Origin of the sequence: Oceanobacillus sp. CF4.6, from assembly GCF_051262635.1 — a bacterium.
Taxonomy (GTDB): domain Bacteria; phylum Bacillota; class Bacilli; order Bacillales; family Amphibacillaceae; genus Oceanobacillus.
The window spans coordinates 52,927-69,186 of record NZ_JBIMEX010000004.1 but is presented as its reverse complement, the minus strand read 5'-3'; the positions used below and the strand labels follow the sequence as shown (position 1 = coordinate 69,186).

12 protein-coding genes are annotated in these 16,260 nt (G+C 39.7%); all 12 read left to right on the top strand.

From position 1 onward, the window contains the following. Positions 1-19: 19 nt before the first annotated feature. The 12 genes from purM (at position 20) to ACHABU_RS08450 (ending at position 16,253) form a co-directional block, all read left to right on the top strand. Positions 20-1,039: a phosphoribosylformylglycinamidine cyclo-ligase gene (gene purM / locus ACHABU_RS08505; protein WP_435764351.1), complete on the top strand. Its 1,020-nt coding sequence runs from the start codon at positions 20-22 to the stop codon at positions 1,037-1,039. Beyond that, positions 1,036-1,602, top strand: coding sequence for a phosphoribosylglycinamide formyltransferase (gene purN, locus ACHABU_RS08500; protein WP_435764349.1), 567 nt, complete (start codon positions 1,036-1,038; stop codon positions 1,600-1,602). Before purM ends, purN begins: the two co-directional genes overlap by 4 nt. Before the next feature lie 10 nt (positions 1,603-1,612). Further along, positions 1,613-3,145, top strand: a complete 1,533-nt coding sequence (gene purH / locus ACHABU_RS08495) for a bifunctional phosphoribosylaminoimidazolecarboxamide formyltransferase/IMP cyclohydrolase (RefSeq protein ID WP_435764347.1) — start codon at positions 1,613-1,615, stop codon at positions 3,143-3,145. A 65-nt stretch (positions 3,146-3,210) separates the two neighbouring features. Beyond that, positions 3,211-4,458 carry a phosphoribosylamine--glycine ligase gene (gene purD, locus ACHABU_RS08490; RefSeq protein WP_435764345.1) on the top strand — a complete coding sequence of 416 codons (1,248 nt, stop codon included), beginning with the start codon at positions 3,211-3,213 and terminating at the stop codon, positions 4,456-4,458. 727 nt (positions 4,459-5,185) lie between these two features. Then, a complete protein-coding gene (locus ACHABU_RS08485) occupies positions 5,186-6,928 on the top strand; it encodes an adenine deaminase C-terminal domain-containing protein (RefSeq protein WP_435764343.1) in 1,743 nt (580 codons plus the stop codon). Between the two features lie 49 nt (positions 6,929-6,977). Beyond that, complete coding sequence (locus ACHABU_RS08480; RefSeq protein WP_435764341.1) at positions 6,978-8,045, top strand: DUF3048 domain-containing protein; 1,068 nt, start codon at positions 6,978-6,980, stop codon at positions 8,043-8,045. 23 nt (positions 8,046-8,068) lie between these two features. Then, positions 8,069-8,365, top strand: a complete 297-nt coding sequence (locus ACHABU_RS08475) for a YerC/YecD family TrpR-related protein (RefSeq protein WP_435764339.1) — start codon at positions 8,069-8,071, stop codon at positions 8,363-8,365. Positions 8,366-8,625: 260 nt separating this feature from the next. Beyond that, entirely contained in the window at positions 8,626-9,309 is a 684-nt protein-coding gene (locus tag ACHABU_RS08470; protein ID WP_435764337.1) for a heptaprenylglyceryl phosphate synthase, read from the top strand. A 19-nt stretch (positions 9,310-9,328) separates the two neighbouring features. Continuing rightward, a complete protein-coding gene (gene pcrA, locus ACHABU_RS08465) occupies positions 9,329-11,551 on the top strand; it encodes a DNA helicase PcrA (protein WP_435764335.1) in 2,223 nt (740 codons plus the stop codon). A gap of 13 nt (positions 11,552-11,564) precedes the next feature. Beyond that, positions 11,565-13,568, top strand: coding sequence for an NAD-dependent DNA ligase LigA (gene ligA / locus ACHABU_RS08460; protein ID WP_435764333.1), 2,004 nt, complete (start codon positions 11,565-11,567; stop codon positions 13,566-13,568). Positions 13,569-13,580: 12 nt separating this feature from the next. Beyond that, positions 13,581-14,693 (top strand): CamS family sex pheromone protein, encoded by a 1,113-nt coding sequence (locus tag ACHABU_RS08455; RefSeq protein WP_435764331.1) that lies wholly within the window; start codon positions 13,581-13,583, stop codon positions 14,691-14,693. 288 nt (positions 14,694-14,981) lie between these two features. Further along, positions 14,982-16,253 (top strand): helix-turn-helix domain-containing protein, encoded by a 1,272-nt coding sequence (locus tag ACHABU_RS08450; protein WP_435764329.1) that lies wholly within the window; start codon positions 14,982-14,984, stop codon positions 16,251-16,253. Positions 16,254-16,260: the final 7 nt, after the last annotated feature.

Below are 16,260 nucleotides of genomic sequence, written 5' to 3'. Positions count from 1 at the left end.
TTAATAGGGGGTGTCAAACATGTCAGATGTATATAAAAATGCTGGAGTAGACGTAGAAAAGGGTTATGAAGCTGTTGAGCGAATGAAAAAGCATATCGCAAAAACGACTCGTCCAGAAGTTCTTGGGGGTATCGGTTCATTTGCAGGATTATTTGACCTTTCCGGCTTTAACTATAAGGAGCCTGTGATGGTTTCAGGAACTGACGGTGTTGGAACGAAATTGAAACTTGCCTTTGAAATGGATAAACATGATTCTGTTGGAATTGATTTAGTTGCCATGTGCGCGAATGACATTGTTGCACAAGGAGCACAACCATTATTTTTCCTTGACTACATCGCATGTGGGAAAAATGACCCTGCAATGATCGAACAAATTGTTTCTGGTATTGCAGGTGGCTGTGTTGATGCAGGTGCAGCACTTATCGGTGGAGAAACAGCGGAAATGCCTGGTATGTACAGCGAGAATGAATATGATCTAGCTGGGTTTGTTGTAGGGATTGCCGAAAAATCAAAACTAGTTACAGGTGAATCCATTGAAGCAGGGGATGTGGTTATAGGACTTGCCTCTAGTGGCATTCATTCCAATGGATATTCATTGGTTCGAAAAATTATTGAAGACCTAGACTTAAAAGAGACATACGAAGGTCTCTCAAAAACCCTAGGTGACACAGTAATGACACCAACTAAAATCTATGCGAAGCAAGTAGCAGCAGTTTTAAAAGAAACGAATGTAAAAGGTATCTCACATATTACAGGTGGCGGTTTTTATGAAAATTTCCCTCGTATGATGCCGAGTGGCCTCGGTGTGGAATTGAATAAAGGGAGCTGGCACGTACCAGAGATTTTCTCATTCCTTCAAAAGCAAGGGAACATTCCAGAAAAAGATATGTATGGTGTATTCAATATGGGTATTGGTATGGCACTCGTAGTGTCTTCGGAAGCTGTCGATCATACACTTGCGCTGTTAAAGGAAAATGGTGAGGAAGCAACTGTCATTGGCACGGTGACGAGCAATGAAGGAGTGCATTTCACATCATGAGTAACGTGAGGGCAGCAGTTTTTGCCTCTGGAACGGGAAGCAATTTCCAAGCAATCATGGAGACGGAATCCCTTGCGTGCGAGGTTGTACTTCTCGTATGTGATAAGCCGCAAGCAATTGTGCTGGAAAGAGCCAAAACATATAACGTTCCAACATTTATATGTGATCCGAAACAATTTGCTTCGAAAGCGGAGTATGAACAAGTAATCGTAGAAAGACTCCAAGAGGCAGAGGTTTCCTGGATTTTCTTGGCAGGATATATGCGAATTGCCGGGCCTACTTTGCTACAGGCTTACGAGGGAAAAATCGTAAATATCCACCCTTCCCTGCTTCCAGAGTTCCCAGGAATTGATGCCATCGGACAGGCATTTAAGGCTGGAGCGAAGAAAACTGGAGTTACGGTTCATTTCATTGATGAAGGAATTGACACGGGGCCAATTATTGCACAGGAAACTGTTACCATTCAGGAGAAAGATACAGAATCATCGTTGAAAGAAAAAATACAAAAAGTGGAGCATGAGCTGTATCCACGGGTGATCAATCAACTTCTACAATCAAAGTGAGGGATATGTCATGAGTAAAAGAGCACTGATTAGTGTTTCGGATAAAAGTAACATTGAAGATTTTGCCAAAGGCTTGGTTGAAGCAGGCTATGAGATCATTTCGACTGGTGGTACGTTACGTGCGCTAGTGAATGCTGGAATTAAAGCGAAAGCTGTCGATGAAATCACCGGTTTTCCAGAAATAATGGACGGACGTGTAAAAACATTGCATCCATTAGTCCATGGAGGATTGCTTGGTAAACGTTCCAATCCAGAACATATGAAACAGATGAAAGAAAATAATATTTCACCAATTGATGTCGTTGTCGTTAATTTGTACCCATTTAAACAGACATTGGAAAAAGATGGCGTTTCTAAAGAGGAAATTATTGAAAATATTGATATTGGTGGTCCAACAATGCTTCGTTCGGCTGCTAAAAACTTTGAAGATGTGGCCGTTGTTGTGGATCCTTCTGATTATGATAGCGTATTGCAGGCAGTACAGGAAGAAAAAATCGATAAGGAACTTCTGCAACAGCTTGCAGCTAAAGTTTTCCGTCATACTGCCAATTATGATGCGATGATTTCACAATATTTCATGGGAGAAACAAAAGAAGAATTCCCGGAAACGTATACCGTTACATATGAAAAAGTACAGGACCTTCGTTATGGTGAAAACCCGCACCAGCATGCAGCATTTTATAAAAATCCAACAGATAAAAGCACGAGTCTTGCTACTGCAAAACAACTGCATGGTAAAGAATTATCTTATAACAACATTCAGGATGCAAGTGCAGCTTTAGAAATCTTGGCAGAATATAATGACCCGGCAGCTGTAGCTGTCAAACATATGAATCCTTGTGGAATTGGTGTAGCAGAAACAATTTCAGGAGCATTCGGACGTGCATATGATGCTGATCCCATTTCAATCTTTGGTGGAATCGTAGCATGTAACCGGGAAATTGATGCGCCTACTGCAGAGAAACTAAGTGAGATATTCCTTGAAATTGTTCTTGCACCTGGGTTTACGAAAGATGCACTGGAAGTTTTAACAAGGAAGAAGAATATTCGCTTGCTAGAACTGGAATTAAAGAAAAGTGAAACGGTTACGAAGAAACTTACAACCGTTAGTGGTGGCGTTTTGATTCAAAACAGTGATAATGGAACGGTTACGCTTGAAGATTTAACAGTTGCAACAAAACGCAAACCAACAGATGCAGAACTTGAAAATTTACTGTTTGCTTGGAAAGCTGTTAAACATGTAAAATCAAATGCAATTTTGCTCGCAAAAGATAATCAGACAATCGGTGTCGGTGCCGGACAAATGAATCGTATTGGCTCTGCGAATATCGCAATTGAACAAGCCGGAGATAAAGCAAAAGGAGCGGTATTGGCTTCGGATGCATTTTTCCCAATGCCTGATACAGTAGAAGCAGCAGTAAAAGCAGGAATTACGGCGATTATCCAACCGGGTGGTTCCAAGCGCGACCAGGATTCTGTCACTGTTTGTGATGAATACGGACTTGCGATGGTATACACAGGAATGCGTCACTTCAAACATTAAAAATGATTATCAGGAGGCCACTGTTTTGGGGCTTCCTGATGTTTCTTAAAGGGGGCAATAATATCGTGAATGTACTAGTAGTCGGACGGGGCGGACGTGAACATAGCTTGGTGATGAAACTTGCTGAAAGTAATCAAATTACAAACCTGTATGCTGCACCAGGAAATGGTGGTATTTTGGACCAAGCAGTTTGCATTAACATTGATGAAATGGATATCGAAGGGCTTGTAAAATTTGCAAAAGAAGAAGCAGTCGATTTGACGATTGTTGGTCCGGAGAATCCATTAAATGCAGGAATTGCCAATCGGTTTCATGAAGAAGATTTGCCTGTATTTGCGCCTACAAAGGAAGCGGCTCTTCTGGAAGGTAGCAAAAGCTATGCGAAAGAATTCATGAAAAAATATGATGTACCTACTGCTGATTATGCTGTTTTTACCGACGCTCAGGAAGCAAAAGCATATATTGAGGAAATGGGAGCACCAATCGTCGTTAAAGCGGATGGTCTTGCTGCAGGTAAAGGTGTTATTGTAGCTTTGACGAAAGAAGATGCGCTTCAGGCTGTTGATGATATGCTCGTATCCAAGGAATTTGCCAGTGCGGGTGCCACGGTTGTCATTGAAGAATTTTTGGAAGGCAAAGAGTTCTCGTTAATGGCATTTGTTCATGAAAATCAAGTATTCCCTATGGTAACAGCAAGAGATCATAAACGAGCTTTTGATAATGATCAAGGTCCGAACACAGGCGGTATGGGAGCCTTTGCCCCAGTTCCTGATGTTACTCGTGAACATCTTGATTTTTCCATGGAGCAAATTTTGCAAAAAACAGCGGATGGAATGATGGCAGAAAATCGTGCTTTCACAGGTATTTTATATGCAGGGCTAATTATGACTACGAAAGGTCCCAAAGTGATTGAGTTCAACACTCGATTTGGAGACCCGGAAACACAAGTCGTTCTGCCATTATTGAAAAATGATCTCATTCAAGTGTTTACAGATGTACTGAGCGGAAGAAATCCTGAACTCATTTGGGAAGATGCGTCATGTATTGGAGTAGTACTTGCTTCCCAAGGATATCCTGGTGCCTATGAGAAAGGTGCTACCATTCCTGAATTTATCGAGTCAGCAAGCACATTTATTGTTCATGCCGGTACAAAACAAGTAGAAGATGCTCTTGTTTCGGATGGTGGTCGTGTCCTGCTTGTCGGTTCCAAAACTCCTACCCTCGATGCTTGTGCAAATGATGTTTATGAGTTGCTCGAAAAAGTAAACACAAACGGAGATTTCTTTTACCGAAAAGACATCGGAAAACAGTAAACGATATCGAACCATCTGCATACTGTGGATGGTTCGTTTTTAATAAAGGTTCCTTTCGAGATGTTCGTTGCTTTATAATCATCGCAGTTGAGATAAAATGCGAACTAGGATAGGGAACTTCGGCGACCGCTCTGGGAAATACACTGCGCTTTCCACGGGCGGCTGGTGAGCCCCTTCATGCTGACGCATTTCAGTGTCTCACCTATGCCTCTCTTCCCGTTGGAGTCTCCGTGTATTTCCCAGAGCTGGCTAGAAGGTTGCTGACAATTATTAAATTTAATAGTAAAAATAGCATCATACAGCTTCACCAGTCCGGGTGAGCGGCGGGCGGTGACTCCTGCGGGAACAAAGGTTTTCGGTGGGGCGAGTAATCGCAGTCCCAGCACGTGTCCGAAGACCAGAAGAGTGGTTTTCTCTTCGGGGCTGAGGCCGTGCCCGCGGAAAGCATCCGCCCGCAGCGATCCCGGACGGCGGGAAAAGCAGTTACTTCGCAGTTTATACATATTGTGGCAAATACAATTCCTTTCGGTGTGACGAGTAACCGCAGTCCCGACCTTCTTTTAGCCTTAATGAATGAAGTGATTCGCGGAAAAACCGTTATATACTTTCAAGCTTATTCCTAATCCAAGGAGTTAAAAATTTTTCCTTATATTAACAAAAACTTTACTTAATTAAAGTACAAAATATGTTAGAATAGAGAAAATGACTTATTGGAGAGTTGACAGATATGATGGAAAATGGATTGAATTGGAGAAACCGTGAACTCAGACAACATGTAAAAGTAGTCGATGGATTAGAGGCACCTACACTAGTACTTTCTAATGCTACTTATTTGAACGTATATACAAAACAATGGCTTGAAGCAAATATATGGATTTTTAACGAACGGATTGTTTATGTCGGTGACAAGTTACCAGATGATTTGGCAAAGGTAGAAGTGGTTGATTGTACTGGGAGATATTTAGTGCCTGGTTATATTGAGCCGCATTCACACCCATTTCAGCTTTCAAATCCGGAAGATATAGCTATACACGCTGCAAAATTCGGAACAACTACATTAATCAATGATAATCTGACATGGAATTTTTTGTTGGACAAAAAGAAAGCGTTTTCTATTTTGGATGAGTTTAATAAACTACCGGTTTCTATGTACTGGTGGGCTCGTTTTGATTCACAAACAGCGTTGCAGGATGAAGAACAATACTTTAATACATCGAATGTGCTCTCGTGGCTTTCCAATCCAAGTGTTGTACAGGGGGGAGAATTGACTGGATGGCCGAGTCTGCTCGCTGGTAATGATCGGTTACTGTATTGGATTCAGGAAGCGAAAAGACTTGGAAAGCCGGTAGAAGGACATCTTCCAGGAGCTTCTGTAAAAACACTAACAAAAATGAAACTGCTTGGTGTAAGCGCAGATCATGAATCGATGACTGGTGAGGAAGTTATGAACCGCCTGCAAATGGGTTATAGTGTAGGCTTACGTTATTCTTCCATTAGACCGGACTTACCAAAGCTTATCGAAGAAATTCTCGAGGCAGGTCTTGAATCGTTTGATAATCTGACAATGACGATGGATGGACCGCCTCCAGAATTTATGAAAGATGGAATCATGAATGTATGTCTTGAAATTGCAATCGAAAAAGGGATTCCACTGGAAGAGGCATACCGGATGGCGAGCTATAATGCTGCAAGACATTTTCATTTGGATGAGCAGATTGGTAGTATTGCACCAGGAAGAATAGCTCACATTAATATTTTAAAAGAAAAATCAAATCCTCACCCAGACAGTGTGCTGGCAAAAGGTCAATGGATAGTTAAAGATTCAGAACATCAGCTCTATGAATCAATCATTGACTGGAAACAATTTAATATTGGGCCAATGGAATTTGACTGGGACCTGGATGAGGGAGATTTGCAATTCTCCGCACCTGTAGGTATGGAAATGGTTAATAATGTGATTGTAAAACCATACACAATTGATACTGATATTTCGGTAGAAGATTTGTCAGCAACGAATGGAGATCAGTTTCTGCTTTTATTAGATAGAAAAGGAGAATGGCGAGTAAATACTGCTATACGTGGATTTGCTCCTAAATTAGGCGCTTTGGCCAGTACATTTTCTGCTTCTGGTGATCTTATTTTTATCGGGAAGAATAAAAAAGATATTCTTCTTTCATGGAAACGATTGAAGGAAATCGGCGGGGGAGTTGTACTCGTGCACGAAGGAAAAGTACTTGTAGAAATTCCGCTTGATCTAGGGGGAACAATGTCAGATGTTAAGATAGAAACCCTTATATCGAAAGAAAGAAAATTAAAAGAGCATCTTAAAGGATTTGGGTATGTTTTTAATGATCCAGTATACAGTCTGCTTTTTCTGTCAGCGATACATCTACCATTTATTCGAGTTACCCAACAGGGAATAATGGATGTAAAGAATAGAGAAATTCTCTTCCCAGCAACAATGAGGTAGCATATAATAGGATAGTATTAGACTACAATAGAGAAAGCGTGTTGGGATTATGAGAAAGTTATTTTTCGTGTTACTTGCAGTTTTTGTTGTTTTCCTTGTGAGCTGTTCGAAGGAGGAACTTCCGGCGAGTGATAATGGAACAAAAGGAAATGACCTCGGTAGTGAAAAAGCCAAGACCGAGGTACCTGAAAAAATGAAGGGAAATGAAACTATTTTCCCGCTTACAGGTATTGAAACAAATGAAAAAGTGGATAATCGTATCATAAGTGTTATGGTAAATAATCATCCAGCTGCCAGACCACAGTCGGGATTGTCTGAAGCGGACATTGTATTTGAAATCCTTGCAGAAGGTATGATCACTCGATTGCTTGCCTTCTACCAAAGCGAGATGACTGATGTGATTGGTCCGGTAAGAAGTGCTAGAGAATATTACTTCGAACTTGCAAATAGATATGAGGCACTTTATGTGTACCATGGAGCAGCTAGCTTTGTTAATGATATGATTGCAAATCGGGGAATTAACTATTTGGATGGCGCAATTTATGATAATGATGGTAATCTATTTAAACGGGAGTCTTTCCGTAAAGCTCCTCATAATTCTTACTTATTGTTAGATGCGGTATATGATAAGGCAGAAGATAAAGGTTACGAGACGGCTGTTTCCCATGAACCTTTGGAGTTTTTGGCAAATGAAGAAGTAGAGAATTTGTCAGGGAACCCTATGAAGCATGTTAAAATAGTTTATAGTAATAACCCTTCGTGGATTGTGGAGTACTCCTATGATGAAGCAAATGGCAACTACTCCAGATCAAGTGATGGAGAGCAAACCGTAGAGTTAAATTCAGAAGAACCTATTGTCTTGGATAATGTCTTTATTGTAGAAACTTCCCATAAGGTAATCGATGATGCCGGAAGAAGAGCAGTAGATATGGAATCAGGTGGCAATGCTTATTTAATCCAAAAAGGTCAGGTGCAGGAAGTCCAGTGGGAAAATAAAGAAGGACGAATTGTTCCTGTGAAGGATGGCGAGCTCGTTGGTTTTGTACCTGGTAAAACATGGATTAATGTAGTGCCGACAAATCCTGGAATGCAGCAATCTGTAACTTTTTCAAACTAGTATAATGATCAGGAGGTTTTTCTGTGCAAATTGATAAATTACGCGGAGAGCAGTTGGACCAACTGTTCAATGCGATTTTATCATTAAAAGACCGGGAAGAATGTTACCGATTTTTTGATGATATAGCAACCATGTCAGAGATTCAGTCGATTTCGCAGCGTTTACAGGTTGCGAAAATGCTGACAGATGGTAACACCTACAGTGCAATTGAAAAAGAGACAAAAGCGTCGACGGCGACCATTTCTCGAGTCCGTCGCTGTATTAATTATGGCAGTGATGGGTATCAGATGGTATTAGAGAGAATAGATAGCAAAGAGTAGAAACCGCAGCCCGAAGGTGGGTTGGCGGTTTCTGTTTTTTATTTTTAAAATAGCAACTTTCGCTGTTAAAACGAATTATCCGCCGATAAACGCACCACGTTCGCCGATAAAAAAGAAAATGCGCCGATAAACAGAACGCATCCGCCGATAAACCAGGTGCTTCCTTTTTGTTTTATAAAAAGATTAGCCATATCCCTAAATTCCGCCTAATATTTTTGGTATAATAAACTAACGAATTCTGTTGATGGAGGATACTACTGTTGAAGAAGATAAATGAATGGAAACATATATTTAAACTCGATCCGGCAAAAGAAATTTCCGATGAACATTTGGATTGGATTTGTGAATCAGGAACAGATGCTATTATTGTAGGTGGAACGGATAATGTGACATTGGACGGTGTACTTGATTTATTATCACGAATACGCCGTAGACATACGGTGCCCTGCATATTGGAAGTATCTGAGGAAGAAATACTCACTCCGGGATTTGACCATTATTTTGTACCGATGGTGTTGAATTCCAAGGATAAGAAATTTATGATGGATATTCAACATAAGGCGATTAAAGAATATATCGATATGATGGAATTTAGTGAGGTCTTTTTTGAAGGATATTGTATATTAAATGAAGATTCCAAGGCTTTTAAGCATACAAATAGTTTTCTACCAGATGCTGACGATGTGAAAGCCTATGCGTATATGGCAGAGCATGTTTTTCACCTGCCAATTTTTTATGTCGAATACAGCGGCACATACGGCGACCCGAAGCTCCTGGAAGAAGTGAGAAAAGAGCTGGATGATACGTTGTTGTTCTACGGTGGTGGTATCGAAAACAGTATGCAGGCGAAGGAAATGAAAGAGCATGCAGATGTTATTATTGTTGGGAATAGTATTTATACCGATATTAAAGGTGCATTACAAACAGTAAAAGCAATAAATTGATTCAAGGGACGGTGTAGTGATGAGTCAGACGATAGATGATATGATAAATGGATTAAATAAGGAACAGCAAGAAGCTGTCCGACATACAGAAGGCCCGCTGCTTATTATGGCAGGTGCAGGGAGCGGTAAAACGAGAGTGTTAACACATCGTATTGCCTATTTGATGGGGGAGAAAGAGGTTTCCCCAAGGAATATCCTTGCAATTACGTTTACAAATAAGGCTGCTAGAGAGATGAAAGAACGTGTTCGGAAATTAGTTGGTTCACAAGGCGAATATATGTGGGTATCCACATTCCACTCGATGTGTGTGCGTATTTTGCGCCGAGATATTGACCGAATTGGATATAATAGCAGTTTTACAATATTAGACAGTGGAGATCAACTGTCTGCTATTAAACAAGTACTTAAAAATTTGAACATGGATCCAAAAAAGTTTGATCCACGTGCAATGCTTGGACAAATAAGCTCTGCGAAAAACGAATTGATAACAGATCAGGAATTCAGCAAAAATACAAGTAATTTCTATGAAAATCAGGTAGCACAAGTTTATGAAGGCTATCAGAAAATGCTTCGGAAAAACCAGTCACTCGATTTTGATGATCTAATTATGCAGACTATCCACCTTTTTGATCGGGTGCCAGAGGTATTAGAATATTATCAGCGACGCTTCCAGTATATTCATGTGGATGAGTATCAGGATACGAACCACGCCCAGTATTTTCTCGTAAAACAGCTGGCAAGCCGTTATCAGAACCTATGTGTTGTAGGTGACTCGGATCAGTCTATTTATCGCTGGAGGGGTGCAGATATAGCAAATATCCTATCTTTTGAAAAGGACTATCCAAAAGCACGCTCGGTCTTCCTCGAACAAAATTATCGTTCAACGAAATCCATCCTTGCAGCTGCCAACAAAGTAATCGGAAATAACGCCGGACGCAAGCCGAAAAATCTATGGACACAAAATGCAGAAGGGCAGAAAATTAGCTATTTTCAAGGAGGTACGGAACAGGAAGAGGCACTTTATGTGACAGATAAGATTCAGGAGCTGACTCGCAACAAAGGATTTTCTCCAAGCGATGTTGCAATTTTATATCGCACAAATGCACAATCCCGTGCGATTGAGGATACATTTCTAAAGTCTGGGATCAATTATCAAATGGTTGGGGGACATAAGTTCTACGAGCGTAAAGAAATTAAGGATATGGTTGCCTACTTACGTTTGATCACGAACCCAGAAGATGATCTTAGCTTTGAACGTGTCGTAAACGAACCGAAACGCGGAATCGGAAAAACCTCTGTCGAGCGACTAAGAGCACATGCCATGCAACATGATATTTCTTTTTATGATGCAGTTAAAGAAGTTGACTTTACAGGCGTATCTGCAAAAGCAGCAAATGCACTTGCTGAATTTGGAAACTTGATCCAAACATTAACACAGCAGCAGGAATTCCTTACTGCAACAGATATGGTTGAAGCAGTTCTTGAACGGACAGGCTATGAACAAATGCTTGAAAACGAAAAAACAATTGAAGCACAGAGCCGTTTGGAAAACTTAGAAGAGTTTTTGACAGTTACAAAGGATTTTGAAGAAACAAGTGAAGACAAAACATTGATCGCGTTCCTGACAGATCTTGCCTTGATTGCAGACATTGACCGTGTTGATGAAGAAGATCCCGATAATGATGCGAAAATCACACTAATGACACTGCATGCAGCTAAGGGACTTGAGTTTCCAGTTGTTTTCTTAATTGGGATGGAAGAAAATGTTTTCCCGCACAGTCGTTCCATGATGGATGATGAGGAAATGCAGGAAGAGCGCCGTCTGGCATATGTAGGCATTACCAGAGCAGAAAAAGAACTCTACCTGACACATGCGAAGATGCGTACACTTTATGGTAAAACAAATATGAATCCAATTAGCCGCTTTATTAATGAAATCCCGCAAGAATTGATCGATGGGATTGAACAAGCAAATACTTCCATGTTCGGTGTTAGATCATTGGATCGAGCGAAGGATAAACCAGCTCCTATCAAAAGGAGAGCAGAACATATGCAAAAAACAACCGGTGCAGAGAGCAAAAGTTGGGCTGCCGGTGATAAAGCGACTCATAAGAAATGGGGAGTTGGAACTGTCGTTAAGGTTCAAGGTGACGGAGAGAAAATGGAATTGGATGTTGCCTTCCCGGCTCCCGTTGGTATCAAACGACTCCTTGCAAAATTTGCACCAATAACGAAAGAATAGGAGTGCCGTGGTGATGGATAAGCAAAAAGCAGCGAATCAAATAAAAGCATTGGTAGAGTTATTGAATCAATATGGCTATGAATATTATGTGCTAGATCAGCCAAGTGTACCTGATGCTGAATATGACGAGAAGCTCAGGGAACTCAGACAATTAGAGCAGGAATATCCAGAGCTTAAAGTAGATGATTCTCCGACTCAGCGTGTAGGTGGAAAACCACTGGATGCGTTTAAGAAGGTACAGCATAATGTTCCGATGCTTAGTCTTGGCAATGCATTTAATGAACAAGATCTGAGGGATTTTGCAAGACGAGCTAGTGGTGGGACAGACGATCCAATTACATTCGTTTGTGAGCTTAAAATCGACGGTCTTGCCATTTCTCTAACTTATGAAAACGGAAAATTTGTTCGTGGTGCTACACGGGGGGATGGAGAAACAGGGGAGGATATTACGAATAACCTGAAGACAATCCGAAGTATCCCACTCTCGATTAAAGAAAAAGGGACACTTGAAGTACGTGGAGAAGCTTTTATGCCACAAAAATCCTTTCTTGCCTTGAATGAAGCGAGAGAAGAAAAAGAAGAAGAGCCCTTTGCGAATCCAAGAAACGCAGCTGCGGGGTCTTTAAGACAACTTGACCCGAAGATTGCGGCAAAGCGTAATCTGGATATCTTTTTATATGGTGTTGGTGAGTGGGATGGCAGTCCTATTTCAACACATAGTGAACGGCTTGAAAAATTAAAACAGCTTGGCTTTAAGACGAATCCGGAATGGAGGAAATGCACAAGCATCGATGAAGTCATTGAATATGTGATCTACTGGACCGAGGAACGTCCAAACTTATCCTATGAAATCGATGGGATCGTCGTAAAGGTAGACGATCTCAATCAACAGGAAGAATTGGGGTATACTGCAAAAAGTCCCAGGTGGGCGATTGCCTATAAGTTCCCTGCTGAGGAAGCAATCACTCAACTTAGGGATATCGAGTTGAGCATTGGGAGAACAGGGGTTATTACACCGACTGCCATTTTGGATCCGGTAAAAGTCGCTGGTACAACCGTACAGCGTGCATCGCTTCATAATGAAGATTTAATCCGTGAACAGGATATTCGGATTGGAGACACGTTGATTATTAAAAAAGCCGGTGATATTATTCCGAAAGTAGTTCGTGCTGTGATTGAAAAAAGAACGGGTGAAGAAAAGGAATTTCATATGCCAACGGAATGCCCGGCATGTGGCAGTGAATTGGTCAGACTTGAAGAAGAGGTCGCATTGCGTTGTATTAATCCAAACTGTCCGGCACAATTGATGGAAGGGCTTATTCATTTTGTTTCCAGAAATGCTATGAATATCGATGGCCTGGGAGAGAAAGTAGTTATGCAACTGTTCCAGGAAAAGCTCATTCATACGATGGCAGACTTATACCGTTTGGAACGTGAAGAACTTCTTCGACTGGAACGGATGGGGGAAAAATCAGTCACGAATTTGCTCGAATCCATCGAGGCTTCTAAAGAGAATTCCTTGGAAAGACTCTTATTTGGACTCGGTATTCGTTTTATTGGGGCAAAGGCAGCAAAAACACTTGCTATGGAATTTGAAACAATGGAAAAGTTGCAGGTGGCAACGTTTGATGACCTCATTGCAGTCGATGAAATTGGTGACAAAATGGCAGACTCCATTGTTCAGTATTTTTCAGAAGACAAAGTAACAGAACTATTGAATGATTTACATGAGCTAAATCTGAACATGGAATACACAGGTCCAAAGAAGGCACAACTGGATGATGATTCTGTATTTGCAGGGAAAACAGTTGTATTGACTGGGAAAATGGAAGAATTCTCACGAGATAAAGCAAAAGAAATGATCGAATCCTTAGGCGGTACAGTTACTGGAAGTGTGAGCAAAAAAACAGATCTCCTCATTGCAGGAGAGGATGCGGGTTCCAAATATGATAAAGCACAAAGATTAGGTATTGAAATATGGAATGAAGCGCAACTAAAAGATGTTGTGGAAAGGTAAGGAGTGTTTTCATTGAAAAAAATAAGTGCGTTGCTACTATGTACACTCCTTTTTATCACAGGCTGTGTGCAAAATTCAAACGAAGAAGAAGTTTTGCAAAACGATGAGGATATTGCAGAACCGGAGACATCCATTGTACCAAGTTATCAATTATCCGATGAAAATTACCGAATGATTCTTCCGTATAAAACAAGTGAAGCAAGAGGGGTCATCTTAAATCAGATGGCTAATCGGGTTGACATTGATGAAATGGAAGAAGGACTCAGAAGATTATCTAAAGAAGTATATGACCCGGGAAAATTATATTTTCAGGAGGGACAGTACTTAGATTCAAGTACCATATTCACTTGGATTGATGAGCTTAACCCAGTGGTAAAAGAGGGTGCCGATGTAGAAACACACCGGGAGAATCCACGGTATTTATCCCATATACTGGAACAAAATTATATGAAACATAATGAAGATCAAAGTGTTGAACTTGCAGGTATCTCCATTGGGATTGCGATGAAATCAGTTTACCGTTTCCAAACAGAACTAGGTGGGTCATCTTATTATGAAGATATTCCTAAAGAGGATATGCTGTCACAAGGAAATAAGGTCGCTCAAGCAATTGTTCAAGAAATCCGCGGAATGGAAGGATTGATGGAAGTCCCGATTATGATAGCATTGTATCAGGAGGAAGAACAAGCCTCACCCGTACCAGGGAATTTTGTTGCAAAAGTAAATGTCCCGGGAGGCAGCAGCTCTGTCGACGGTTGGAAATCAATAAATGAAGAAAATATTCTCTTTCCATCTGATGAGGGAAGGGAAAAATATTACGATGATCACGAAATTGTATCTAGTTTTGGTACTGAAATTTCCCAGTTTTTCCCTAACTATGTTGGATTAATTGGTGAGGGATTTTATATCGATGAAGAACTCCAAAAGTTAACTATTGAAGTTCCTATCGAGTTTTACGGTAAAGCAGAGGTTCTCGGTTTTACACAATATGCCTACGGGCTGGTTCAGGAAATGTTCCCTAATTACTATGACCTGGAAATAAATATCACTTCAAGTCAAAAGATGGAAAGTCTAATATACCGTGATGCAGGAGATGAAACGCCTACCGTTCATATTTTTGATTAAATAATATAGTCAATGGAATGCCATGAGAAATTGGTGGCATTCTCGATACGATTAATAATTGTAATATTCCACTTTTTTTAATGTGCTATACAACTTACTACCAATTGACCACTTTCTGAGGATTTTTATCCCGAGAAGCTGTAAATTTTCCTGTAATAGGAAAACCGGAAACCTTTTTATGCTTTAATTCGCAAATTAACCCTATGGTTTTCCCAATATGCATTCTTTGAAACTATGATATAATTAAGTTAGTTAAAATATTTTGAATTTGATGATAGGGTGGGTATTTTGATAGAGATAGGATCATTTATTAAATTACAGCGTGCCAAACAGGAAATGACTTTAGGTGAACTTTCTGAAGGGATTGTTTCTGTTTCCTATTTATCAAAAATTGAAAACCAAAAAACCCAGGCAAGTCCAGAGACTATCCAATTACTTTGTAACCGCCTAGGGATTGAAGTGGACAACAGTCAGGAAGAAGCCATCAAAGAGAAATGCAAGCAATGGTATGGCATGTTATTTGAAGTAAACAACAAAGAAGAAATTATAGCTACATATAAGGAAATCCAGGCAATGATGGATAAGAACCTCTCAGATAGTCTCATGATGTTCGAGATTCATAAGATAAGATACTTTTTAATCTTGGGTGAGTTTGATGAAGCACTAAAAAAGATAAATGAACTAAATGAAATTTCCAGTACATTTGATAACTTGCAACAATTTTATTGGTATAAGTTTAGAGGGAATTACAGTACGCTTAAGGATTCGGAATATTATCAAAGCATGAAAATGTATAAGATGGCTGAAGACAAAATTAATCAAATTGATATTTTAGAAGAAGAAATTGCTGACCTGAATTATATTATAGCGGTTACTCAAAGTAAACTCCGTAATACCTTAGAATCAATTGAATACGCTAATAAAGCTTTAAATATTTTTATGAAACAGTATAACTTTATACGTTGTGCCCAATGTCATAATGTACTGGGCATCTCATACAGACGTATTAAATTATATGATAAAGCAATCAAAAATTTTAATTTAGCATTGCACCTTGGAAAACTTGAGAAGAATAAACAATTGATTCAACTTACTAATCAAAATTTGGGATTTCTATATTCTTCAAAAGGTGAACCGATTGAAGCTATAAAGTATTATAAAGAGATAATATATGATGTTGAAGTAAATCTAGTTGAGAGATTAGCATCTGTTTCTTCCTTGGTAAGAGAATTTTATAATATCAAGCAATATGAAGAAGCCAAGAACAGTATTGAATACGGCTTAGAACTAATTGAACAATTTAATGATAATGAATCATATGAGATTTTCTATTATGTAATTCATACTTATAATTATTTATTAACAGAACAATTTATGGAATTTGAAAATATGGTTGTAAAGAAATTCCTACCTTACTTAAAACAGCATAAAGACTATGCAAGCATAATTATATATGCGGAATTACTAGCTAATTATTATGAAAAACTCTATAAATATAAGGATGCTACAAAGTATTATAAAGAGGCTAATTTTGCCTATGAGCAAATTACTAATATATGAATTTCCT

Excerpts from the sequence above, each read along its gene's own strand:
- purN (WP_435764349.1), top strand. The coding sequence starts at position 1,036 with ATGAGTAACGTGAGGGCAGCAGTTTTTGCCTCTGGAACGGGAAGCAAT.
- ACHABU_RS08485 (WP_435764343.1), top strand. The coding sequence starts at position 5,186 with ATGATGGAAAATGGATTGAATTGGAGAAACCGTGAACTCAGACAACAT.
- purH (WP_435764347.1), top strand. The coding sequence starts at position 1,613 with ATGAGTAAAAGAGCACTGATTAGTGTTTCGGATAAAAGTAACATTGAA.
- purM (WP_435764351.1), top strand. The coding sequence starts at position 20 with ATGTCAGATGTATATAAAAATGCTGGAGTAGACGTAGAAAAGGGTTAT.
- pcrA (WP_435764335.1), top strand. The coding sequence starts at position 9,329 with ATGAGTCAGACGATAGATGATATGATAAATGGATTAAATAAGGAACAG.
- ACHABU_RS08480 (WP_435764341.1), top strand. The coding sequence starts at position 6,978 with ATGAGAAAGTTATTTTTCGTGTTACTTGCAGTTTTTGTTGTTTTCCTT.
- ligA (WP_435764333.1), top strand. The coding sequence starts at position 11,565 with ATGGATAAGCAAAAAGCAGCGAATCAAATAAAAGCATTGGTAGAGTTA.